The organism is Rhizobium sp. ARZ01, assembly GCF_014851675.1.
GTDB lineage: Bacteria > Pseudomonadota > Alphaproteobacteria > Rhizobiales > Rhizobiaceae > Mycoplana.
This window is the reverse complement of record NZ_JACVAE010000001.1, coordinates 120,416-143,202: the sequence shown is the minus strand read 5'-3', so window position 1 is coordinate 143,202 and position 22,787 is coordinate 120,416. Positions and strand designations below refer to the sequence as shown.

Sequence of the window (22,787 nt, the reverse complement as noted above, 5' to 3'; positions counted from 1 at the left end):
AGGACAGCGCCCCAGCCGAGTAAATTCGGCCGTGCGGGCGCTGTCGTCCGGGCATTCCTGACCAGCCTTAGCTAGGTCTTGCCCCTAGATCTTCCGGCGTGTGCGCACGAGCATCGGTCCATACTCGACGATGAACAGAGCGAAAGCTGCGAGCCACAGTGCACCCGACAGTGTGTAGAGCACCGGCGCGTGGTCGGGAAGAAACCCGGCCGCCGGGCGCGCGAGCGCGCACAGTACCATCAAACCATAGGACAGGGTCGTCATCGGCGAGGCCGTCAGATCCCGTCCCGTGTGGCCGCGGGTCGCACGCGTCGTCACGGCCAGCATCATCAAGGCGACCGTGCCGATCGTCACGACGTGCAATGCCGACTTGGCGTCGATGATGTCGATCGCCGACAACGCGATCGCAAGAAAGCCAAGCGGCACGAAAAGATAGGCCACGTGCAGGATCGCGACCAGCATTTCCGAGAATGTCGTCCAGCCGCGCCAACGGCTAAGGCGCACGGTATGGACGGCCGCTGCAATCACGCCACCTGCGGCCGTGATACGGCTTTCCGGCAGCGCCACCCAAAGACCGAGCGCGACGACGCCCGTGACGATCGCCGCGGTGTCGAAGCTATTGAAGGGTACGGGGAAATCCTTCCGGCCAAGCCGGTTGATCCAGTTACGCGTGAAGCTCGGGATGATCCGGCCGCCGATGACCATGATCAGGCCGACATAGGCTGCGATCGCCAACCGATAGGCGCGATCCGGCTGGCCGCTGGCGATAACCTCATAGTGATACGCGGCGTTGGCAAGGGTTAGCGCCAGAAGGCCGGTGATCACCTTCAAGTCGTTCCACTTGCGGCCTGCGACAACTTCGCGCACGCAGATGAAAAGCAGGGCCGGCATGAACAGCATGTCGAGGGCGACCGCGGCGCGGACCCCGATCGCATCCGAGGCGAGAAACGCCAGCCGCCCGACGAGCCATAACAGAAACAGGCCGAACAGCGGCCAGCCCGACACGGGAAGTCGACCGGTCCAGTTCGGCACGGCCGTCAGCAGGAAGCCGGCGAGGACCGCCGAGGCATAGCCGAACAGCATTTCGTGGGCGTGCCAACTGAAAACGCCGTATTCTCCAGCAATATCAAGCCTTCCGGAGAGTGCGGCGAGCCAAAGCACCATTGCAGTAAAGGCCCAAACTGCCCCGCCAAGAAAGAACGGGCGGAAGCCATAAGAAAAGAGAACCGGACCGGTTTGCGAAAGCCCCCGGGGGATGCCTCCGGTCCGCTTTGCTGATTGTGACGTCGTCATTCGATTGCTCCTCTATTCAAGGCATTAATAAGCAAGGGGGAGCGCACCCTTCTTTGACATCTCGCAAGGAATGGACCGACTTTGACGTCCGGCAAGAAATCGAGTGGCGAAAGTTTGTGATGGATCAAAGACTACTATGGCGAGTGGCGTAAATTCCTCTCCAACAGATCGGGGATAGCCCCGGTCTTGTCGAAGGAGAGAACCGATGACCGACCAATTCCAGGTAACCAGGCGCACGATTCTGGCTGGTGCAGCATTCGCCGGTGCAGTTGCACCGATGGTTACTGCAAGTTTCGCGCAGGCTGAAGAGGCCCCTCCAGCCAAGATGAACCCGACCGATCTGTCGCACTTGCCACGCGTAAAGGTTGAACTCGTCAAGCCTCCGTTTGTCCACGAGCACACCCAGAAGGCTGAGGGCGGCCCCAAGGTCGTCGAGTTCACGCTGACGATCGAAGAGAAGAAAATGATCCTCGACGACGCCGGCACTGAAGTGCATGCGATGACCTTCAACGGATCGGTACCTGGCCCGCTGATGGTCGTGCATCAGAACGACTATGTCGAACTGACGCTGATCAACCCGGAGACCAACACTCTGCAGCACAACATCGACTTCCACTCGGCAACGGGTGCGCTCGGTGGTGGTGCGCTGACGATCGTCAACCCCGGCGAGAAGGCCATCCTGCGCTTCAAGGCCACTAAGGCAGGCGTGTTCGTCTACCACTGCGCACCTCCCGGCATGGTTCCCTGGCACGTCACCTCGGGCATGAACGGCGCAATCATGGTGCTGCCGCGCGAAGGCCTGACCGACGGCCACGGCAAGGAACTGGTCTACGACAAGGTCTACTATGTCGGCGAACAGGACTTCTACGTGCCGAAGGATGAGAAAGGCAACTACAAGAAGTACGAGACCGCCGGCGATGCCTATGCCGACACGCTTGTAGTCATGCGCTCGCTGACACCGAGCCACGTGGTTTTCAACGGTGCCGTTGGTGCCTTGACCGGCGAAAATGCCCTCAAGGCAGCAGTGGGTGAGAAGGTTCTGATCGTCCATTCGCAGGCCAACCGTGACACCCGTCCGCACCTGATCGGCGGACACGGTGACTACGTCTGGCAGACCGGCAAGTTCAACAACGTGCCGGATCGCGACCAGGAAACCTGGTTCATCCCGGGCGGTACTGCAGGTGCTGCCTTCTACACCTTCGAGCAGCCCGGCATCTACGCCTACGTGAACCACAACCTGATCGAAGCGTTCGAACTCGGCGCAGCAGGCCACTTCACCGTCACCGGTGACTGGAACGACGACCTGATGACCGCCGTCCTGGCTCCGTCGCAGACGTAACGACGACAAACAGATACAGGCCCGCCTGGCGGGCCTGTATCGCCATTGCCCGCCCGATCGTCGGGCGGGCCACCCGGCATTTCCGGCCATTCGGCCCGGCTCTCGCCTTCTGGGGGGTGACGATGTCAACATTCCAAGCTGCTTTATCGAACTCGCTGTTTCAAACGCTCATTCCCGTCACGATTTTGGCCGGGCTTACCGCCGGCATCGCCCACCAGACGGGCTTTTTCACTGCGCCACCTCCCGGTGCGGCATTGTTCGAACCACAGACGGTCACCATTCCGCCGCGCACTTTCTCGTATCGTGCCGATGGCGAATTCATCCGCGGTACCTATGCCACCGATGCTCCGATGCAGACCGTCACCGAAACCCGGCCACTGACGATCATGAAGCACCAGGTTTCGTTGGCCGAGTATGGCGCTTGTGTTTCGGACGGCGCCTGCAAGGCGCCCGAAGCAGTTTCGTACTCGCTGGGCGACGTTCCGGTGACGGGTGTCAACTATGAGGATGCCCAGGCCTATGCCAAATGGTTGTCGGAAAGGACGGGTGAAAGCTGGACCCTGCCAACCGACCAGCAACTGGCGTTCGCTGCCGGAACAGGTTTTCCCGACGACGCCTTTGGCCTGGAGGACGATGGCAGTAATCCGGCCATCCGCTGGCTTGCGGACTACCGTCGCGAAGCGGCGGAGCGTTCGAAGCGTGACCCGGTGCCGCGCGTTCTCGGCAGCTATGGCGAAAACGAATACGGCCTCTCGGACTTCGGCGGAAACGTTTGGGAGTGGACCAATACCTGCCATCGCCGCGTCCAGCTGGACAAGGATGGTTCGGTCGTCCGCAGCGAAGACATTTGCGGTGTCTACGTCACGGTGGGCAACCATCGTGCGCCGATGACTTCGTTCATACGCGATCCCAAAAGCGGCGGCTGCGCCGTCGGCACGCCGCCCGACAACCTCGGCTTCCGCCTAGTCAAATCGACCGAATGGTATGCCCCGCTGCTGAAGGCACTCCATGACAGGGGCATTCAGCTGTAAGGGGCGCCCCGAGGGCCGTTGACTATTTTGGTGTGACGCTTCACTTCCACCATCCACCTGATCGAGATCAATGCAGAGCAAGGCTGACTGGTATTGGCCTTGCAACATGATCGGTTCTGGCCCTAGAACGGTACGGTCAGGTATGGAGTGGAAGACGTGAAGATCGACAAGAGCCTCGTCAGGTCCATTGCGCTGTTCGACAGGATGAGCGACGCGGATCTGGACAAGTTTCTGAGCCATGCGGTACCCCGCCGGGTGCCCGCAGGCGAAGCGGTGTTCGAGCAGGGTGCTTCGGCAACGCATTTCTTCCTTCTGCTGCACGGCCGGCTGAAGGTCACCCAGGTGACCGAGGACGGCCAGCAGATCATCGTGCGCGTCGTCCATCCGGGTGATCTTTTCGGTTTTGCCAAGGCCCTGCAGCGCTCGGACTACCCCGGGACGGCGCTGGCGGTTTCAGAAAGCATCGCTCTGTGCTGGCCGACCGAGCTCTGGCCACAATTCATCGACCGGAACCCGCGCCTGGCCGTCACTGCCATGCAGACGATCGGGCAGCGACTGGAAGAAGCGCACACGCGCATCCGGGAAATGTCGACACAGGAAGTCGAGCGAAGGGTCGCACATGCGGTCCTGCGCCTTGCCGAACAGGCCGGAAGGAAGGAAGGCACAGGCGTCAGGATCGACTTTCCCATTTCCCGGCAGGACATCGCCGAGATGACCGGGACCACGCTCCACACCGTGTCAAGAATTCTCAGTGCCTGGGAGGGCAAGGGACTGGTGGAAGGCGGTCGCCAGAAGCTGATCATTATTGACATCAACGGTCTTTCCGCGCTGGCGGCGCATGTGAAAGATTGACGCAGCCCGACACCGGGTTCGTTCAGTTGATGTTTGCGCTATGTCAAAGATTCTGTTTCGCACCGCGGTAATCTGCTCCTGACGAAGCCGGTTGGGCTTCTGATCCAGGAGTATAAAAATGCGCATGATCCTTCGTTCTTTAGCGGGCGCTGCTTTTTTGACCGCTGCCCTCGGTGGCTATGCTGTCGCCGCGGACCATGAGATCCATATGTTGAATAAGGGCAAGGAAGGGGCAATGGTCTTCGAACCGTCCTCCCTCAAGATTGCCAAGGGCGACACGGTCACCTTCGTTCCGACCGACAAATCCCACAACGCCGAATCCGTCAAGGATCTGATCCCGGAAGGCGCGACGCCTTTCAAGGGCAAGGTCAATGAAGCAATCAAGGTAACGTTCGACGCATCCGGCGCGTACGCCGTCAAGTGCACGCCGCATGTCGGCATGGGCATGATTGCTCTCGTCGTCGTTGACGATGCTCCGGCAAACATCGACGCGATCAAGTCTGCCAAGCTTCCCAAGAAGGCGCGCGAGCGTCTCGACGCAGCAATTGCGGCAGCCGGCCTCTAAGGCTGCGGCTATGCGAGAGCGCGGATTGCCCATATCGATGGGCAATCCGATCACGGAGAAAGCGGATCGTCGAAGCATCCGCCTCCCCCTGCAGCACAGCGAGGATTGCCATGGGTATCGTCGATGATCTGCGCATCCATTTCGACTTCCTGAGCCGAACGGTGCTCCTGCAGTCGCACGAACGCAGCCATGTTCTGCGCGGTGGCTTCAGCAGCAAGGAAGCCGCCGAATACGCGGCGGTTCGATATGCCGCCGAGCACTGGCAGAACAGGTCCGACAAACCGGAACTCAAGCAAGAGCAAAGTCACTAGCTTTCTCCCACCAGCGCCCCGGTTTCCAACGCACGGGACACGCACACAACGCAACACACCGGAGGCAGCCTTGAAGGAACCACATCTTACGCTGCTTGCTGGAGAGGGCGACGGAGATCGTCCAAGGGACGATGTCCTGGGCGCCATCAGGCGGGTGCGAACCGTCGTTCTGGATAGCGCTGTGGATTGCCGTTGTCGCGATCGCGTTGCCGACGCGATCCGGGGCTTCGAGCACTTCGAACAACGCCGGGAAAAGAAGCGCCTTGCGGATGCGGTGCGAACCCAGAAACGCAAGATCACGGCCCTGCTCGATCTGCTCGGGGATTTCGATCCTACGGCAGCGGACGAGGGAGAACTCTCCGAAGCAAGCCTGCTCCTTCACGACATCGCATCGGAAGCAGCGCTCGGTTCAACCCTTCTTCGAGAGATGTTGCGCCTTGAAGAGAACGCAGTGAGCGATGGCGGCAGCTAAGGCCAGACAATTCAACCGCCGTGACGCCGCGGAGCACTATCGATGAGGACGCCCGATGAAACTTCCGCCGCGATGCCAAGATAGAGACAGCCTGCTGGATATCCTGATGTCGCAGACCATCGGCCCTGGAGATACCGGGCCTTTCCTCGACCTGCTGGAACTGGAGTTCGGCGGCGGTGAGCGGAGAGGCAGCGGTAACAGCTATCCGCGCCGGCCGATCCGAGGCGGTTCAGCACACGAGCAGCACTAAGAACTCGACAAGCAATTTCTGAGGGGCGAGCCCCGCGCCCTCTGAGGCGCAGGACGAAGGCGCGCAACAATTGCGAGCCAATCAACGCACAACTTGTGTCCTGGGGCTCAGCCGTGCCCCAGCGCGGCATCGCGGGCCCTCGCCACCCATGCCGCCCCTTCCCGCTGGTGGAAAAAGCCGTTGGAAAAGGTCGCTTCGGGATAAACTTCCGCCAGCTTCGCGGTGGCTTCCTCCCCATCCATGCTTCCTTCGATCACAGCCTGGTACAGTTGGGCCACGGCGACCATATCGCAGACCTGCGGCGACAGGCGCACCCGAGCGATCCCGGCGGCGGCAAGTGCGGGCAGTTCATCGAGCAGAACAACACAGCTGTTTGACATGGTCTGCACGCCGTTGAGCACCAGGAACGACTGGCGGTCGAGGGTGCGAAGCGGCAGCCCGTCCGGCTCCTCGCCACAGATGAACTGGCAGTTGTCCTTCGTCAGCCCCTTGGACCGGGCGTGCGCGCAGCGCGCCGAAATCGCGAGCGGCATGCGGCCGAAAGCAAAGATCTCAAAGGAAAATTCGGGCATCGCCTGCAGGATGTGCTCGATCGAGCTCATGGGAAGCTCAGGTGGCAGGCAGATGTTATCGGCGCCGCGGGCAGCGAGGACCCGTGCCGTTGCTGCACTGTAGACGTTCACCAGCGGGCCGATCGAATGCGGCTTGCCCTGGATCAGGCCAAGTGCTGCGAGGTCGTTGGCCTCGATCGGATGGACGCTGTCGCGGATCAGGTCGCGCACATGCCGGCTCTCGCGTTCCAGCGTGACCATGGCGAGCGTAGACAGCGTGACCTTCTTGCCAGCCGCTTCAAGCCGCTCGATGACCTCGGCGACATGGGGCTCGGTGAAATGCTGGCGCTTAGAACAGACCGTTTCGCCGAGCGTCACGTGTTCCACTGGCGCCTCGTCGGCGATACGGAAATAGAAGTCTCGCCACTTCGGACCATCCCAAAGATAGTAGACTGGGCCGAGGCTCAGCGTCGGCTTGAACGCGTTCGTCATGATATCCCCTATCGCCAGCGCTTTTCATAGGCACCCGAAGTGGTGCGCTGGCCCTCGCTCATCGAGCGGAGGCGTGAAACAAGCGCGGCCCGTTCCGCCGGCTGGGCAGCCAAAGCGCGCTTCAGGCTCGAGACCACTTCGGCGACATAGGCCTTGCCACGTTGCCGCCCCTCGATCTTGAGCGCAGAGACACCGGCATCCTTCAGCGCGTCTATATGATCTACGACATCCAGCGATACCGGGTCCTCGAACGCATAACCGTGCGTGTCGCCGATCTCGAAGCGCCCCTTGCAGAGCGTCGGATAGCCGGATGCTTCGCCGGGGGCGAAGCGGTTGATCGTGTATTCGCCGAGTTCGGACACGAGCGTCTTGCCGTCCTGCCGGTATTTCACATGGCTGGCAGGCGAGCAGACGCCGTTCATGTTCGGCGACTTGCCGGTGGCATAGGACGAGAGCGAGCAGCGCCCTTCCGCCATGACGCACAAGCCACCAAAGGCGAAGACCTCGACCTCACACTTGATCTGCCGCGTCAGCCGGGCGATATCCTGCACCGTCAGGACGCGCGGCAGCACCACGCGCTTTGCGCCGAAAGCGTCAATCAGGAACTGAATGGCGTCCCGGTTCGAGGCGGAGGCTTGCACGGATACATGCAGCCGCTGCTCAGGGTAATTTTCGGCCACATAGGCCATCAAGCCAAAATCGGCGACGATCAACGCGTCGGCGCCCATCTTTACGGCATCGTCGGCAGCCCGGTACCAGAGTGTCTCGTCGCCGGCCCGCATGAAAGTGTTGAGGGCGACGTACGTCTGTACGTCCTTCTTGCGCGCATAGTCGATCGACTCGCGTAGTTCCTGGCGGCTGAAGTTCAGTCCGGGGAAATTGCGGGCATTGGTCTCGTCGCGGAAGCCGCAATAGACGGTATCGGCGCCGGCATCGACGGCTTCGCGGAATGCGGCCGGCGTGCCTGCGGGGCATATCAGTTCCATGTCGCGGCCTTCCCTTCGAGCGCCTGCTTGCGGATGTAGCGCGCCGTGCCCGTGACAAACGGCGCCAGCGGCCCGGCAAGCGACCCGAGCTCTTCCGGCAGGTCGATCACGCTATCGTCGAGCGCGTTGCGAAGTGCCAGCATCGCCTCCATGTCGCCGGTAACGGTGAGGTCACGCGAGAAGAACAGAGCGTCGGCATCGCACCGGCCCTCGAGAAGGCCCAGCAACAGCACGAGCGGCCCCTCTATACAGGCGTCAGAGGCGGGCTTCTGCGGTTTGCGCGAAACGTTGAGCGTCCTGGTCGCGGGAACAACGACAAAATTCAGGGGCAAGTCGGAAGGCGAAAAACAGTATCGCGTTTGCCGATACTCACCGAGACGCTCGAAAAGATCGGGATGAGCCCGGAGGACCCCGGCAAAGATCGTCCTTGCGACGCGCTCGATCAGCCATAGAGGGGTAACGGCGATGGGCGCGACCAAGGTGGACGGAAGAGGCATGCGACGAACCTTAGACAGTGAACGTATCGCCCCGACCCTAAGGAAGGCCACGCCGCGTCAGTTTGCGCTATCGCAAAGACTGCCGAATATTTCCCGGCAAAGCTTGGGCAATGAAAGCCGATGTCCCCATTCCGCGCAGTTTTTCTGGTCTCCAGGAATTCGTAGCCATGCTCGAGAGCCGGGCAAGGCTGAAGCGCATTTCCCGTCCCGTCTCGCTGGTACATGAAATCACCGAGATCCATCGACGGGTGCTTGCCGACGAAGGCCCGGCACTCCTGTTCGAAAATCCGGTCGACGCTGCCGGCAACGTGCAGCCTATTCCGCTGCTCGCCAATCTTTTCGGCACGCGGGAGAGGATCGAGTGGGGGCTCGGACTGGAAAGTGGCGGCTTGCCGCAACTGGCTGATTTCCTTGCCGATCTGCGTGACCCGAAGCCACCGCGCTCGATGCGCGACGCCTGGCAGAAACTGCCGCACCTGAAGGCGGCGCTGTCCATAAATCCGCGTTCCGTGACACGTGCCCCCTGCCAGCAGGTGATCTGGCGCGACGGCGATCTCGATCTCGATCGCCTGCCGATCCAGAGCTGCTGGCCCGGCGAACCCGCGCCGCTCGTCAGCTGGCCGCTGGTGATCACGCAGGCGCCGGACGACCCGAATGACGTCAATGTCGGCATCTACCGGATGCAGAAATTGGGGCGGAATCGTCTCATCATGCGCTGGCTTGCCCATCGCGGCGGCGCACGCCACCATCGACTCTGGCAGGCGCTTGGCCGGGACATGCCGGTTGCAGTTGTGATCGGCGCGGATCCCGCCACGATCCTCTCAGCCGTCATGCCGCTGCCGGACGGCATGAGTGAACTGAACTTTGCCGGACTGCTCAAGGGCAAGCGGCAGGAGGTCGCGCAAGGGGTGAGCGTTCCGCTGCCGGTTCCCGCCAATGCGGAAATCGTGCTGGAAGGAACAGTCTCAGCCAATGAGACGGCCGCCGAAGGTCCCTATGGGGACCACACCGGCTACTACAACTCCGTCGAAGAGTTTCCGGTGATGACGCTTTCGGCGATCACCATGCGCAAGAGCCCGATCTATCTGTCCACCTATACCGGCCGGCCGCCGGACGAGCCTTCCCGGCTGGGCGAGGCCATGACGGAGCTGTTCGTACCTTTGGTGAAACGGCAGTTCCCCGAGATCCGCGACCTGTGGCTGCCGCCGGAGGGCTGCTCCTACCGTGTGATGGTGGTGTCGATCGACAAGCGCTATCCGGGACAGGCACGGCGGATCATGATGGGGCTGTGGTCGATCCTGCCGCAATTCAACTACACCAAGCTGATCATCGCCGTGGACAGCGACATTGACGTGAAGAACTGGCAGGACGTGATCTGGGCCCTTTCCACCCGCTTCGATGCGAGCCGCGACCTGATGGTCGTGGAGAACACGCCGATCGACTATCTCGATTTCGCCTCCCCGCGCTCCGGACTCGGCGGCAAGCTCGGCCTTGATGCCACCACCAAGATCGGCTCCGAGACCGATCGCGAGTGGGGGCAGGTTTTGAAGATGTCGCCGGAGGTCGCCTCGAAGGTAGACCGGATCTGGGCTTCGCTCGGGTTGGGAGACGTCGCGTCATGACCGAACGTGTCGTCGTCGGCATCTCCGGCGCCTCGGGTGCGGCAATTGCGGTGCGGATCATCGAGCGGCTGGCGGAGATCGCCGATGTCGAGACCCACCTCGTCGTCTCCGACGCTGCGCTGCGCACGCTGGACCTGGAGCACGGCCCGGCTGCTTTGGAATATCTCCTGCCGCGCGTTCATCGACACCATCCGAACACCGACATCGGCGCCTCGATCGCCAGCGGCTCCTTTCCGGTCCGCGGCATGATTGTCGCCCCCTGCTCCATGCAGACCCTGTCAGCCATTGCCACGGGGCGGGCCGATTCTCTTCTGACGCGTGCGGCGGACGTGCAGTTGAAGGAGCGGCGGCGTCTGGTGCTGCTCGCCCGTGAAACGCCGCTGCATCTCGGCCATCTGCGCAGCATGTGCGCGGTGACGGAAATGGGCGCGATCGTCATGCCGCCGGTGCCGGCCTTCTATCACCGACCAAAGTCGGTCGACGAGATCATCGACCACCTCGCCGCTCGGGCAATCGACCTTCTGGCATTGCCCTCCGGGCCGATCGCCCAACCTTGGGAGGGCTGATCCAATCATGAGCGCAACGGCCATGGAGCCCCGAGACCCCGTTCGAATAGCGATCGTCACCGTCTCCGATCGTGCAAGCCGCGGCGAATATCCCGATCGTGGTGGCCCGGAGATCGAGGCGTGGCTGCGCACCGTCATCACAACGCCTTTCGAGACGGTCTGCAGGCTCATTCCGGACGGCCGGGACAGCGTGAGCACGACGCTTGCCGCGCTCTGCGACGAGGACGGTGTCGACCTCGTCCTGACCACCGGCGGCACCGGTCCCTCGCCGCGCGACGAAACGCCGGAGGGAACCGTTGCGATCCTTACCAAGGAGCTGCCGGGCTTTGGCGAGCAACTGCGCCGCGCCAGCCTGCAGCAGACGCCGACGGCGATCCTGTCGCGGCAGACGGCCGGCGTCCGCGGCAGAACCCTGATCGTCAACCTCCCCGGCAATCCGGCCTCGATCCGCCTCAGCCTCAATACCGTTTTTGCCGCCATTCCCTATTGCCTGGACCTGATTGGTGCAGGCCGCATCGAAACCGATCCGGCATGGATTGCAAGCTTCCGCCCGACCCGCTGAACATCAGCCTCAGGCAACGACAAGAACCCAGCCGACCCGCGAAGGAGACCACCTATGATCGATATTTCCCTGGACAAGACCGTCAGCGCTGTCGCAGCCGAGCTGCCCGGTGCTGCAGAGCTCTTTCGCCGCGCCGGCATCAATTTCTGTTGCGGCGGCAACGTCTCGCTCGCCGATGCGGCAAGCGAAGCCGGACTAGTGCCCGAAGCGCTGATTGCCAAACTTGAGGCACTCGCGGCGGCCGCTGGTCGCGACGCACCGGAAGAAACCGGAGCTCTGATCGATCACCTCATCAACCGGTACCACCAGGTTCATCGCGAAGAGCTCGAATGGCTGATCCCGCTGGCGCAGAAGGTGGAACGCGTGCACGGCGACAATCCGAACGCGCCGCTGGGCCTCGCGGACGCATTGATCGCCATGCGCGAGGATCTCGAGGGCCACATGCACCGCGAGGAGCAGTTGCTGTTTCCGATGATGCGTCGCGGCGGCAGCCCGATGATCGATCACCCGCTTGCCCAGATGCGCGACGAACATGACGATACGGCGAAATTGCTGGCCGCGATCGAACATGCCACGCACGGACTGGTGCTGCCGCAGGGCGCGTGCGGGTCCTGGACCGCACTCTATACGGGCGTGCGCAAGTTCTGTGACGACCTCGTAACCCATATGCATCTGGAAGACGGCGTACTCTTCCCGCGCTTCGAGCGAAACGGCGTGCCGACCTGACACCATCCTTGACACGCTGGACAGTCCATCCGTTCTGGCAGGCGCCGCATCGCCCATTGTTCCTGTATTCGGGACTATGGGCGGTGGCGGCGCCCTCGGTCTGGCTGTTTCCGGACGTGAGCGGACGGGATCCCGTCCTCTGGCATCTGCACGAGCTCACGTTCGGAATGGGGGGTGCGGCAGTCGGCGGCTATCTGTTGACGGCATTGCCGGCGTGGACCGGACGGGGAACCGTCTCCGGCGTCGTGACGCTCACGCTTTCGGTGCTGTGGATCCTTGCGCGCGTCGGTTTCGCTCCGGCGGACTCGCTGCCGTTCACAGTCCAGGCCGCCGCAGTCCTTGTCTATTTTCTTGCCCTCGGTGCGTATCTTGCCTGGCAACTGGTCTCGGCCCGCCTCTGGACAAAGGCCTGGCTTCTCGGGCCTGTTTTCGGCCTTGTCGCCGCTGACTTCGTGCTGCTTTCCGATCCGCATGATTTTCGCGATGGACGGGCGGCGCTCGTTGCCGTCCTGATCTTTGCGCTGTTGATCAACGCCATTGGTGGCCGCGCCGTGCCCGCCTTCACGCGCCACTGGCTCGAACGGACGAGGTCCCCTCAGCGTCTGCAAGACAGCCACCGAATGTCTATCTTTGCGACGGTGTTGCTTTTGGCCGGGGTTTGCCTGGCGATAATGGAGGTGGATACCTTCGCCGGCATCTGCCTCATCGGCGCCGGCGCCGTGAACTTCACCCGGATGTCCGGATGGCGGACATTCAGCACCATTCGATATCCCGCACTCCTCTTGCTTCATCTTGCCTGGATCTGGCTCCCGGCCGGACTGGTGCTGCTCGGGCTTGCCTTGCTCCGGCCCGACATGATCAATGTGGCGACGGCCTTGCACGGCCTGACCATGGGCGCCATGGGCACGATGATGCTTGCGATCACGGCGCGTGCAGCGATGCTGCGACGGGGCGATTATCTTGTTCTTTCACCTGCCCTCGCCTTCGCCTTCGCGCTCGTGTGGCTGTCCACTCCTGTCCGGATCGCAGCCGGTCTGTTTCCGACACAAGCGACAGATCTCATGCCCATTGCCGTGTTGCTCTGGATGGTCGGCTGGTCACTTTTCGTTGCTGCGCACCTGTCGGCGCTTCGTCGTCCGATCCCACGTCCGGTGCTGAGCGCCCGCACCCGCTCCTGATCTGCAGGCTCGGCGCGAACTAGCCACGTGCTACCACAGCCAGAAGAACAACACCCAGCCCGAGACAGCTGTTGCCCACGCACTCGAAAGGCACAGCATGGCGCCGATGCGAGCGACGGGCGCCGGGCAATATAGCCCGCCGACGCGCCAGCCCAGGTAGGCGCTCCATGCCGTGGCAAGGCAAAGCAGAAGCGCCCGCAGCTCGGCGACAAACGGGATGATGATGCCGTCGGACCTCAACTGGGTGACGGTCATCGCCGAAAGGCCGAGGAAGAGGCCCGCTCCCGCAAGCGGAATGAGGGTCTGGGCCAGATGATGGAAGCGACGGATGTCCCATCGGCCGAGGCAACGCACGGCGAATGCCAGTGATGTGGAAAGCAGGATGGCCACCGCAAGGGCGGTGGCAAGGACGTAGCCCACGAGCAAGACACCATCCGCCAATGTCAGCACGTCGTTGCGCTGCGGATAGTTCGTCAGGATCCACCACGGCAGGGTGATTTCGAGCGCCCCTACCCACCCCGCCTCGACGAGGAATTCGGCCAGGGCCTGCTTGGTAGTAACAAACCAGGGGCTGGCGCTCCAATGGAATGCGCCGACCGCGAGCCCCATCAGCCCTGCGAGGATCAGCACGGTCTCGGCCGGCTTCGGTGTTACGCCGGCCACATGGACGATCTCATGGCTGGGAGACCGGCGCGCCAGCGTGATGGCGCCGCGAAAGCCGCTGCAGCGGCCGCACATGTGGCAATCGCTGGCGCCGCGCATCGTTCGGAGCGCCACCAACGGCGCACAATCGACTGCGCCGGGCTTCTCGCCCCGATCCTGAGACAATCGCCACAACACGGGATCGACGCGGAAATGCAGCGGCGCCAACTTGGAAAGTAGCGCAAACACCCCGCCGACCGGGCAGAGATACTTGCACCAGACGCGCTTGTTGCGGCCGTAGGCGTAGCCGACCGCAATCGCCGCCACCGTCGAGCCGCCAAGGATGAGTGCTGCCGGCTTCGGGTACTGGTAGACGCTCGTCATCTGTCCATAGAGCGTGGTGAGTGCGAATGCGGCCGTCGGCCAGCCGGACCACTGCACCCATTTCGGGATCGCGCCGCCACGACCATGGCGGCTGGCCAACTCCGAGAGAGACCCTTCCGGGCATAGCAGGCCGCACCACATGCGGCCGACAAGGGCGGTGCCGAGGATGACGAACGGCCACCAGATGCCCCAGAACATGAACTGGGCGAAGCGGATGGTATTGTTCCAGATAGTGGCCGTGCGATCGGGTAGCGGCAGAAGGAGTGGCACGATCAGCAGGGCCAGGTAGAAACCCACAACGATCCATTGGGCTATCTGGATATGAAGACGGTGGCGAAACAGCCAGTCGCCGATCTTCCGCCACGGATCAGACTTTGCAGGGGCGGCATACGTCGAGGGGACGGCATTGAAGATATTCATGACGCGACCGCCGCCCGTCGGGATTTCCAGCCGCCGAGCAGAAGGACTGCAGCGAGCCAGTACCCGGCAAAAACCATCAGGGGCAGCAGTTCCGGCCGGGCGCGGTAGCCGGTCAGCGAGGCGATCAGGCTACCGATCCCATGACCGTCGTCGAGAAGCCAGGCCGTATTCCACAAGGGTGGTGACAGCGGCGGCAGGAGGTCGAGCCCGATCAGCTTGTCCACACCGCTCATCAGCAGCGACCCGGCAAGGATCAGGAGCATGATCTCACTCAGGCGGAAAAACACTTTCCAGGTCAGGGCTCGTGCACCGACCTGCAGGAGCAAGTAGCAACCCAGCGCCGCACCGAAGCCGAGCGCCATGGCAACGATGGCGTCAAGGCCGATGCTGCCGTTCGACGATGCCAGGATCCCATAGAGAAAGACCGCGGTCTCGCTGCCCTCGCGGGCAATCGCGAGCGCTGCAAGCAGCAACAGTCCCCAGCCATTCGCAGCCGCCAACGCCTTGCCTGCGCTGTTTTCCAGCGTCTGTTGAATCTGCCGCCCGTGGCTGCGCATCCAGAACACCATCTGCATGATCAGAGCTGCAGCGACGAAGACCATTGTTGCCTGAAAGTAGTCCTGGCGATCGCCATCCAGCCATTCGTCGACAAAGAGAATGACGCTGGCGATCATGAGTGCCAGCAGCAGGCCCACAAGAACGCCGGCGCGAAGGTAGGATTGGCCTTTCTTTCGCGCGGGTACCGGTTGTCTCATCAGCCAGGCGCTGAGGATTCCAATCACCAACAGCGCCTCGATGCTCTCGCGCCACACGACGACGAATATCTGGATCATGTTTCCGGACATGCGCTCGAATTCCTATTTTGCGATCAGCCTGGCCGGAGGCATGTCGAGATGAAAGTCGTCGAAGAATTCGTACTCGCCCTGATCAAGCCGTCGGATGACGATGAAACTCGATGCGCCCGGCCCGAGCACTTTCTCCTTGCGCAGTACGATGCTCTCGAACTCGACCGGGCTGTTGCCGGTGTTGTGAAGCTCCAGCTTGAAACGCACGCCCGCCGGAACGACCAGTTCGGCCGGCTCGATCGCACCGTCCTTGAACTCGATGACGAAGACCGGGTCGCCGTCCGCTTGGGACACGCCGGCCGACGCTGAAAGTGAAAGGAAGGTTGCAAGAAGTAGCGCCGGGACGGGCCGCATCCTAGTAGCCGCCCTTCTTGCCCGTTCCGGCGAAGACGAACTCGTAGGTTACCGTGACCGGCTGCGGCCAGGGGGCCACTCCCGTTTCCTTGTCGACGTGGCGCCCGAAATGGCCATGGCCTTCGCCGCCGGTATTGACCACAAATTCGAGCCGATACTTGCCGGGTCCACTCAGCTTGACGTTATCGCCGTAGTGCGGGCCGTCGCTTGCGACCATCGACATCAGGACACCTTTTGCGGCCCATCCGTCATCCAGTTTGGTCAGCTGGTAGTCGACGGCGAGGTTCGGCAGCCAGTCGCCTTCGGCGAACCCGTTCGTGTTGTCGGCAGTCGCATGGATATCGGCCTCGAGATGGATATCCGTCTCGCTCGCGGGCGCCATCATGCCCTCCGGCTCCATCTCGATTGGCTGGAGATAGACCGCCGCAATTTCCATGCCGCTGACAAGTTGCGGTTCGCCGATGGGAAATTCGGCGCCGTAGGCGGGAAGAAGGGAAAAGCCCAGAAGGCTGATACCGGCAATTGCGAGAGAGCGAGATGTGCGCATGTGATTGTCCACCCGTTAATATGACTATTTAAGTCATGTTTATCCGCGTGTTTCGTCAACCATCTTTGCGCTGGAACAAACAACAGACGGTTTTTTAGGCTCCGCTCACCCGTCGACCTTACTGCTGCAGGAACAGCACCGCAGCGATCGCGACGGAGAAAAGAACGGCTGCTACGGCACTGTAGCGCTGCAGCACGCCCATCCGATGAAGGGCGATCGCAAAAGCGACGATAATGGGGGTAGCCATGAGCAGGCCGGCCTGGGCGTCTGACATCTCAGTAACCTCTTGATTTTTGCCAATGCTAGCGACCCGCCTGCTTCCGTCTTTGCGAAAAGGCAAAGAGCGGAGCGCCGGGATGCGTCATGCATGGCGCAAACAGAGCGGGAGATACACATGACGATGGCGCCGCTGTCACAGGCCGACTCCACCGACGAGGGCGGCGACCTACTGCTCTGGGTGCTTGTCTGGAGCGAACTGGCCGCCTTCGGCATTCTTCTATCCGCCTACCTCGTCATGTCCGTTCTTCATGCCGAGACGTTTGATGCGGCGCAATTGCACCTGTCGGCGCGCATTGCCAGCATCAACACGATCGTCCTGCTCGCAAGCGGATGGCAGGCGGCACTTGCAGCTCGGGAAGGCGCCAGCCTGCTGCAACAGCGCATCTGCCTCCTGATCGCCGCGGCACTGGGCTTCCTGTTCGTCGCATTGAAGTTCGTCGAGTACAGTTCGGAATGGAAGTTCGCCGGCGACGATACGTTCAGCACGTTCTTCGAGCTGTACTTCATGATCACCGGTTTCCATCTGGCGCACGTTGCCTTCATCGCCGGCCTATTCCTGCTTGTCGCAAGGAGACCCGAGCGCGGCAATATCCTCATCCTGACGACCCTTTGGCATGTCATCGACCTGGTCTGGCTCGTCATGTTTCCTCTGATCTATTTCGGGTGATGACGATGAAGCCCAAATCCTCCGCTTCGCTGTTTGCCAGCACCAACTGGATCCTGATGATGGGTATCGTTTCCGGCCTGATCTCAGCGCAGTGGAAACACGAAGCACTTCCGCTTGTCGCCATCATCGCCGTTCTTGGCTTGACGATTTTCAAGGCCCGCTTGATCATCCTGGACTTCATGCACCTTCGCGGCGCTCGTCCCGGTCTCGCCGCAGCTCTTCTTGCCTGGCCAATCCTATTCATGGTCGCAATCCTGGCGAAGTCGGCGGCCGCGAACTTCCTCGGCACGCTTTAAGAAACCATCCTGATTCGGCGCGACTTTGGGGCCACCGCAAGCCCGGCAGACGTCCCGTGACATGGTTCGCGACGCCACGTTCCGGCCTCCCGCCGGGGCGCTGGACCGCATTTCACCCCCTTCAACAGACCCTGCTCCCGTCACCGCTTTCTTGTTTGCCAAATCGCAAAGAAGGTGTCCGGGAAAAGTCCGAATGAACTGATGGTCGTTTGCGTCCGGTCGCGCCCGGGTTGCGCGGCGAGCACAACTGCTCGACGCGTCGGGACGATGCGGCCGCTCAATTCAAGGGGACCTCGGAATGGCGGAACGCCTTACAAAGACAGGAGCCCGAAACGTCTTCTACGGCGGCTCGGCCTTCTTTTTCGCAATATTCATCGGGCTCACTGCCCATAGTCACTTCTACATCCGCACCACGTCCACCGATGAGTCGACGCTGACGGACTCCGTCGGACGCGGCAAGCATATCTGGGAGAAGAACTCCTGTATCAACTGCCATACGCTGCTCGGCGAAGGCGCCTATTTTGCGCCTGAACTCGGCAATGTCTGGAAGCGCTGGGGCGGTGAGTCCGATCCAGAGGGCGCTCGCGAAACGCTCAAGGGCTGGATGGCTGCACAGCCAACCGGCATCGAGGGGCGGCGCCAGATGCCGCAATTCAATCTCACCGAGCAGGAACTGAACGATCTGGCGGACTTCCTGGAATGGACGAGCCGCATCAAGACGCAGAAGTGGCCGCCGAACGACGCCGGCTGACCGGGAAAGGAACCTTCACATGAAATATCAAACCCAGAAGGTCGCGATGCTGTATTTCTACGGCGCTCTCGGCCTGTTTCTCGCTCAGGTCCTGTTCGGGGTGCTCGCCGGCACGATCTACGTGCTGCCGAACACACTCTCCGAGCTGCTGCCGTTCAACATCGTGCGCATGATCCACACCAACGCCCTGATCGTCTGGTTGCTGATGGGCTTCATGGGCGCGACCTACTACCTGCTTCCCGAAGAAGCCGAGACCGAGCTCTACAGCCCGAAGATCGCCATAGTGCAGTTCTGGCTCTTCCTGGTCGCCGCCGCCATCGCCGTCGTCGGCTACATGTTCAAGATCCATGAGGGACGCGAGTTCCTCGAGCAGCCGTTCGTGATCAAGGTCGGCATCGTCGTCGTGGCGCTGATGTTCCTCTACAACATCACGCTGACCGTTCTGAAGGGTCGCAAGACGGTGGTCACCAACATCCTGATCTTCGGGCTCTGGGGTGTGGCGATCTTCTTCCTTTTCGCCTTCTACAACCCGATGAACCTCGCGCTCGACAAGATGTACTGGTGGTACGTCGTCCATCTCTGGGTCGAAGGCGTGTGGGAACTGATCATGGCTTCGGTTCTGGCCTTCCTGATGATCAAGCTCACCGGTGTCGACCGCGAGGTCGTCGAGAAGTGGCTCTATGTCATCGTCGGCCTGGCTCTGTTCTCGGGCATCCTCGGCACCGGCCACCACTACTACTGGATTGGCGCTCCGGGATACTGGCAGTGGATCGGTTCGCTCTTCTCGACCCTCGAAGTCGCGCCGTTCTTCACCATGGTCATGTTCACCTTCGTCATGACCTGGAAAGCCGGCCGCAAGCACCCGAACCGTGCCGCCCTCCTCTGGTCGATCGGTTGCTCGGTCATGGCCTTCTTCGGTGCCGGCGTCTGGGGCTTCCTGCACACGCTGTCGTCGGTGAACTACTACACCCACGGCACGCAGGTCACCGCAGCCCACGGCCACCTCGCCTTCTTCGGCGCCTACGTGATGCTGAACCTTGCGATCATGGCCTATGCGGTTCCGGAAATCCGCGGCCGCGCGCCGTATAACCAGTGGCTGTCGATGGCAAGCTTCTGGATCATGTGCACCGCCATGTCGGTCATGACCTTCGCGCTGACCTTTGCCGGCGTGCTCCAGGTCCACCTGCAGCGGGTACTGGGTGAAGGCTACATGGACGTTCAGGACCAACTCGCCATGTTCTACTGGATCCGGCTCGGATCGGGCGTCGTCGTCCTGATCTCCGCGCTGATGTTCCTCTGGGCCTTGTTCGTGCCGGGCAAGGAGCGCAATCCCCGCGTCTCCTCCGCAATCCAGCCGGCCGAATGAGAGAATGCGGCTCCGTACCCGACGGAGCCGCATTCACCCCCCTACTTTTCTTAAGGAATTCCGCCATGAACCTCCTCAAGCCCACTCCCGTGCGCAACCAGGCAGATATCCCGCCGTATGTGCCGCAGGGCAATGAATGCAACCTGTTCGAGACGGCACTGGTGCGTCAGCTGCCGCTGCTCCTGAAGGGGCCGACCGGATGCGGCAAGACCCGCTTCGTCAGCCACATGGCCGCCCGCCTCGGCCTGCCGCTGACGACCGTCTCGTGCCATGACGACCTCGCCGCGGCCGACCTGACCGGCCGCTATCTCCTGAAGGGCGGCGACACGGTCTGGGTCGACGGTCCACTGACGAGAGCCGTGCGTAACGGCGGTGTCTGCTACCTCGACGAGATCGTGGAAGCGCGCAAGGACGTAGCCGTCGTTCTGCACCCGCTCACCGACGATCGCCGGATCCTGCCACTGGAGCGAACCGGAGAGACACTTGAAGCCCCTCAAGGCTTCATGCTCGTCGTCTCCTACAATCCCGGCTATCAAAACATCCTCAAGGCGCTGAAGCCTTCGACGAAGCAGCGCTTCGTCGCGATCGAATTCGACTTCCTGCCGCGTGAACAGGAGATTGCCGTCGTTGCGACCGAAAGCGGGCTCGACGCTGCCAAGGTCGCGCCGCTGGTCAGCCTGGCACACCGGCTGCGGGCGATGAAGGGCCACGATCTCGAGGAAGGCGTGTCGACACGCCTGCTCGTCTACTGCGCGGCCCTCATCGACAGCGGCATGCCGCCCAAGGAAGCCGTTCTGGCAGCGCTGATTGAGCCGCTCACCGACGAGCCGGACATCCGAGCCGCGCTGGTTGAAGTCGCCAACGCCGTCATCAACTGAGGGCCCCGATCATGCTCGACTTTCTCGAACTGGAGGAAACGGTCGGCAAGTTCTGGCACCGGCTCGTCGGAACGACAGCGAGCATGCCCCGCTATCCCGACCACGCCGTCTCCTTTGACGAGCTCAAGCCGATTCTCCCCACTTGCTTCAGGGGTTTCGGCGGAGAGTCAGCGGTACAATTGACACCGGCGCATGCGCGCACGTCGCGTCATCGCCTGCGGATAAGACAGCTGGTGGGATTGGGCGAGGAGAAGGTCGCGGGGGCTTCCCGCGATCTTGCCACGGCCATGCTGCCACCGGTGATCGACCTCTTTCCCGACGGACAGCTGAACCGGGATCTCTATATCTGGCTCGCTGCCGCAATGGCTGCGATGGAGCTGAACGAGCCAGACGACTCGGACCCGCTGCGACGCGATCTCCAACGGATCGAGGCAACGCAGACGATGGTTGCGAGCGTACTCGACACTTTGCCCGGACTGCAGCCGATTTACCGGCGCCTGTGCGCTGCGATCCTGACGGAACGGGCTCGCGGCATCCTTCCGGCAGTGGAGCAACTGGTAGAGAACAGGATACTCGGTTTGCTGCGCAAAGGAGCTGGGGTAGCCGATGGCACTCCACCAGCGATCTTCCCCCGTCACGCACCAGCCGGCTACCAGCCGATGATGGGCGTGCCGCTCTGGCCGGAGTTTCACGTCAGGGCGGAAACGGCGACGAAAATCGAAGATGTCGGCCGGGATGGCCCGGAGAGCCAGGCAATGCAGGGCAACGCCCGCTACCTGGCAATGCGGCAGAGCGAGGAGGAGCGTAAGTCCGAGCGCAGCCCCTTCATCCTCAACCGCTTCGAGAAGATCCTGGCAATGGCCGAGATGGTCAATGTCGATCGCCCGACGGACGACAGCGAGGAAAGCGACAGCAAGGCTGCGGACGACCTCGACGAGATGAAGCTTGGCCAACGCAAGGAGCGCCCCTCGTCGAAGTTCCGCTTCGATCTCGATCTGCCGCCGGAGATGGTCGACCTGTCCACCATCGCCGCCGAGGTCAGTTATCCCGAATGGGACTACCGCAAGGGCACTTACCTCGAGAAGTATACGCGCGTTCTGGCTGTCCCGGCAACGACCCTTGGGGAAAGAAGCGAGCCCAATGACGAGACGCGGGCGCTCGTACGCAAAGTACGGCGCCAGTTCGAAGTGCTGCGCCCCCGCCATGAACTTCTCAAGGCGCAGTTGGACGGATCCGAGCTGGATCTCGACGCCGTCATAAGGTCCCGCGCCGATCTCGTCGCCGGTGGCCAGGGCAGCGACCGGATCCATCTGATGAGCCGGCCCGTCGCACCGGATCTGGCGACGACGATCCTTGTCGACGTCTCGCTCTCGACGGACGCATGGGTGGACAACCGCCGTGTCCTCGATGTTGAGAAAGAGGCCCTGCTCGTGCTTGCGCATGGGCTTGCGGCATGCGGAAGCACGCACTCCATTCTCACCTTCACTTCCAGGCGTCGCTCCTGGGTGCGCATCGAGACGATCAAGGGGTTCGGCGAAACGATCAACGGCACGATCGAAGATCGCATCGCCGGCCTGAAACCGGGCTACTACACCCGGATGGGCGCAGCGGTCCGGCATGCGGCGGCGGAACTGCAGAAGCAGCCGAGCCGGAAGAAGCTCCTGCTCGTGCTGACGGACGGCAAGCCGAACGACATCGATCACTACGAAGGGCGGTTTGCACTGGAGGACACGCGCCGGGCCGTGCAGGAGGCACGTCGGGCAGGCACCAGCGTGTTTGCAGTCACCATCGATCGCGATGCCAACAACTACCTTCCGACCCTGTTTGGTCGGAACGGCTTCGCGCTCGTCAGTGACATATCGAAGCTTCCGGTGGCGCTGCCAACGATCTATCGCGGGTTGACGGTTTAGGGGGACCAAGAATCCGCGAAGCAAGCGAGGATGCTTAGGTGGGATCCATCTGAGCATTTATCGCACTGAAGGCCCAGCATCGGCGGAACGCTGGGCCTTCTCATTTTTAATGCTGCGGGATGGTTAGGCAGCGTTGCTGAAAGTGCGCCGCTCTT

At 62.1% G+C, this 22,787-nt stretch carries 27 protein-coding genes; 18 read left to right on the top strand and 9 right to left on the bottom strand.

What is annotated here, in order from left to right; all coding sequences use genetic code 11:
* Nucleotides 1-84 precede the first annotated feature (84 nt).
* Nucleotides 85-1,293 carry an NnrS family protein gene (locus IB238_RS00640; RefSeq protein WP_192242420.1) on the bottom strand — a complete coding sequence of 403 codons (1,209 nt, stop codon included), beginning with the start codon at nucleotides 1,291-1,293 and terminating at the stop codon, nucleotides 85-87.
* A 205-nt stretch (nucleotides 1,294-1,498) separates the two neighbouring features.
* On the opposite strand from IB238_RS00640, the gene nirK reads away from it, so the two are divergent.
* From nirK to IB238_RS00605, 7 genes are all read left to right on the top strand, one after another.
* The gene (gene nirK / locus IB238_RS00635; RefSeq protein WP_192242418.1) at nucleotides 1,499-2,632 is read left to right on the top strand and encodes a copper-containing nitrite reductase; all 1,134 of its coding nucleotides are present in this window, start codon (nucleotides 1,499-1,501) and stop codon (nucleotides 2,630-2,632) included.
* Between the two features lie 122 nt (nucleotides 2,633-2,754).
* On the top strand, nucleotides 2,755-3,663 hold the full coding sequence (locus IB238_RS00630) for a formylglycine-generating enzyme family protein (protein WP_246723459.1): 909 nt from the start codon (nucleotides 2,755-2,757) through the stop codon (nucleotides 3,661-3,663).
* A gap of 156 nt (nucleotides 3,664-3,819) precedes the next feature.
* Entirely contained in the window at nucleotides 3,820-4,515 is a 696-nt protein-coding gene (locus IB238_RS00625; RefSeq protein ID WP_192242416.1) for a Crp/Fnr family transcriptional regulator, read from the top strand.
* 118 nt (nucleotides 4,516-4,633) lie between these two features.
* Nucleotides 4,634-5,080 (top strand): pseudoazurin, encoded by a 447-nt coding sequence (locus IB238_RS00620; RefSeq protein ID WP_192242414.1) that lies wholly within the window; start codon nucleotides 4,634-4,636, stop codon nucleotides 5,078-5,080.
* 110 nt (nucleotides 5,081-5,190) lie between these two features.
* Nucleotides 5,191-5,391 (top strand): hypothetical protein, encoded by a 201-nt coding sequence (locus IB238_RS00615; protein ID WP_192242412.1) that lies wholly within the window; start codon nucleotides 5,191-5,193, stop codon nucleotides 5,389-5,391.
* Between the two features lie 70 nt (nucleotides 5,392-5,461).
* Entirely contained in the window at nucleotides 5,462-5,863 is a 402-nt protein-coding gene (locus IB238_RS00610; protein ID WP_192242409.1) for a hypothetical protein, read from the top strand.
* A 106-nt stretch (nucleotides 5,864-5,969) separates the two neighbouring features.
* Nucleotides 5,970-6,113 carry a hypothetical protein gene (locus IB238_RS00605; protein WP_192242407.1) on the top strand — a complete coding sequence of 48 codons (144 nt, stop codon included), beginning with the start codon at nucleotides 5,970-5,972 and terminating at the stop codon, nucleotides 6,111-6,113.
* A gap of 107 nt (nucleotides 6,114-6,220) precedes the next feature.
* Here IB238_RS00605 and IB238_RS00600 read toward each other — a convergent pair whose 3' ends face one another.
* The 3 genes from IB238_RS00600 to IB238_RS00590 are packed head-to-tail and all read right to left on the bottom strand — an operon-like array spanning nucleotide 6,221 to nucleotide 8,639.
* Nucleotides 6,221-7,156 (bottom strand): U32 family peptidase, encoded by a 936-nt coding sequence (locus tag IB238_RS00600; protein WP_192242405.1) that lies wholly within the window; start codon nucleotides 7,154-7,156, stop codon nucleotides 6,221-6,223.
* An 8-nt stretch (nucleotides 7,157-7,164) separates the two neighbouring features.
* The gene (locus tag IB238_RS00595; protein ID WP_192242403.1) at nucleotides 7,165-8,142 is read right to left on the bottom strand and encodes a peptidase U32 family protein; all 978 of its coding nucleotides are present in this window, start codon (nucleotides 8,140-8,142) and stop codon (nucleotides 7,165-7,167) included.
* Nucleotides 8,133-8,639, bottom strand: coding sequence for an SCP2 sterol-binding domain-containing protein (locus IB238_RS00590; RefSeq protein WP_192242401.1), 507 nt, complete (start codon nucleotides 8,637-8,639; stop codon nucleotides 8,133-8,135). The genes IB238_RS00595 and IB238_RS00590 overlap by 10 nt, the downstream gene beginning before the upstream one ends.
* Before the next feature lie 110 nt (nucleotides 8,640-8,749).
* On the opposite strand from IB238_RS00590, the gene IB238_RS00585 reads away from it, so the two are divergent.
* Genes IB238_RS00585 through IB238_RS00565 form a run of 5 tightly spaced genes read left to right on the top strand, consistent with a single transcriptional unit; the run spans nucleotide 8,750 to nucleotide 13,293 of the window.
* A complete protein-coding gene (locus tag IB238_RS00585; protein ID WP_192242399.1) occupies nucleotides 8,750-10,261 on the top strand; it encodes a UbiD family decarboxylase in 1,512 nt (503 codons plus the stop codon).
* Complete coding sequence (locus tag IB238_RS00580; RefSeq protein WP_192242397.1) at nucleotides 10,258-10,827, top strand: UbiX family flavin prenyltransferase; 570 nt, start codon at nucleotides 10,258-10,260, stop codon at nucleotides 10,825-10,827. Before IB238_RS00585 ends, IB238_RS00580 begins: the two co-directional genes overlap by 4 nt.
* A gap of 22 nt (nucleotides 10,828-10,849) precedes the next feature.
* Entirely contained in the window at nucleotides 10,850-11,389 is a 540-nt protein-coding gene (gene mog / locus IB238_RS00575) for a molybdopterin adenylyltransferase (RefSeq protein ID WP_192247237.1), read from the top strand.
* A 54-nt stretch (nucleotides 11,390-11,443) separates the two neighbouring features.
* Entirely contained in the window at nucleotides 11,444-12,115 is a 672-nt protein-coding gene (ric, locus tag IB238_RS00570; RefSeq protein WP_192242395.1) for an iron-sulfur cluster repair di-iron protein, read from the top strand.
* An 8-nt stretch (nucleotides 12,116-12,123) separates the two neighbouring features.
* Complete coding sequence (locus tag IB238_RS00565) at nucleotides 12,124-13,293, top strand: NnrS family protein (RefSeq protein ID WP_192242391.1); 1,170 nt, start codon at nucleotides 12,124-12,126, stop codon at nucleotides 13,291-13,293.
* Nucleotides 13,294-13,323: 30 nt separating this feature from the next.
* On the opposite strand, the gene IB238_RS00560 is transcribed toward IB238_RS00565, so the two are convergent.
* The 5 genes from IB238_RS00560 to IB238_RS00540 all read right to left on the bottom strand — a co-directional run bounded on the left by IB238_RS00560 (nucleotide 13,324) and on the right by IB238_RS00540 (nucleotide 16,759).
* Nucleotides 13,324-14,739: a 4Fe-4S binding protein gene (locus IB238_RS00560; RefSeq protein WP_192242389.1), complete on the bottom strand. Its 1,416-nt coding sequence runs from the start codon at nucleotides 14,737-14,739 to the stop codon at nucleotides 13,324-13,326.
* Nucleotides 14,736-15,584, bottom strand: a complete 849-nt coding sequence (locus IB238_RS00555) for an FTR1 family protein (protein ID WP_210333441.1) — start codon at nucleotides 15,582-15,584, stop codon at nucleotides 14,736-14,738. The genes IB238_RS00560 and IB238_RS00555 overlap by 4 nt, the downstream gene beginning before the upstream one ends.
* A gap of 12 nt (nucleotides 15,585-15,596) precedes the next feature.
* Complete coding sequence (locus IB238_RS00550) at nucleotides 15,597-15,938, bottom strand: cupredoxin domain-containing protein (RefSeq protein ID WP_192242387.1); 342 nt, start codon at nucleotides 15,936-15,938, stop codon at nucleotides 15,597-15,599.
* Between the two features lies 1 nt (nucleotide 15,939).
* Nucleotides 15,940-16,485 carry an iron transporter gene (locus IB238_RS00545; protein WP_192242385.1) on the bottom strand — a complete coding sequence of 182 codons (546 nt, stop codon included), beginning with the start codon at nucleotides 16,483-16,485 and terminating at the stop codon, nucleotides 15,940-15,942.
* Between the two features lie 118 nt (nucleotides 16,486-16,603).
* A complete protein-coding gene (locus tag IB238_RS00540; protein ID WP_192242383.1) occupies nucleotides 16,604-16,759 on the bottom strand; it encodes a hypothetical protein in 156 nt (51 codons plus the stop codon).
* Between the two features lie 120 nt (nucleotides 16,760-16,879).
* Between IB238_RS00540 and IB238_RS00535 the strand changes: the two genes are divergently transcribed.
* The 6 genes from IB238_RS00535 (at nucleotide 16,880) to IB238_RS00510 (ending at nucleotide 22,632) form a co-directional block, all read left to right on the top strand.
* Complete coding sequence (locus tag IB238_RS00535; protein WP_192242381.1) at nucleotides 16,880-17,431, top strand: cytochrome c oxidase subunit 3; 552 nt, start codon at nucleotides 16,880-16,882, stop codon at nucleotides 17,429-17,431.
* A 5-nt stretch (nucleotides 17,432-17,436) separates the two neighbouring features.
* Complete coding sequence (locus tag IB238_RS00530; protein WP_192242379.1) at nucleotides 17,437-17,727, top strand: cytochrome C oxidase subunit IV family protein; 291 nt, start codon at nucleotides 17,437-17,439, stop codon at nucleotides 17,725-17,727.
* A gap of 298 nt (nucleotides 17,728-18,025) precedes the next feature.
* Entirely contained in the window at nucleotides 18,026-18,478 is a 453-nt protein-coding gene (locus IB238_RS00525) for a cytochrome c (RefSeq protein ID WP_192242377.1), read from the top strand.
* 19 nt (nucleotides 18,479-18,497) lie between these two features.
* Nucleotides 18,498-19,844 (top strand): nitric-oxide reductase large subunit, encoded by a 1,347-nt coding sequence (locus IB238_RS00520; RefSeq protein ID WP_192242375.1) that lies wholly within the window; start codon nucleotides 18,498-18,500, stop codon nucleotides 19,842-19,844.
* 65 nt (nucleotides 19,845-19,909) lie between these two features.
* A complete protein-coding gene (locus tag IB238_RS00515; RefSeq protein WP_192242373.1) occupies nucleotides 19,910-20,722 on the top strand; it encodes a CbbQ/NirQ/NorQ/GpvN family protein in 813 nt (270 codons plus the stop codon).
* 11 nt (nucleotides 20,723-20,733) lie between these two features.
* Entirely contained in the window at nucleotides 20,734-22,632 is a 1,899-nt protein-coding gene (locus IB238_RS00510) for a VWA domain-containing protein (RefSeq protein ID WP_192242371.1), read from the top strand.
* The last annotated feature ends 155 nt before the right edge of the window (nucleotides 22,633-22,787 follow it).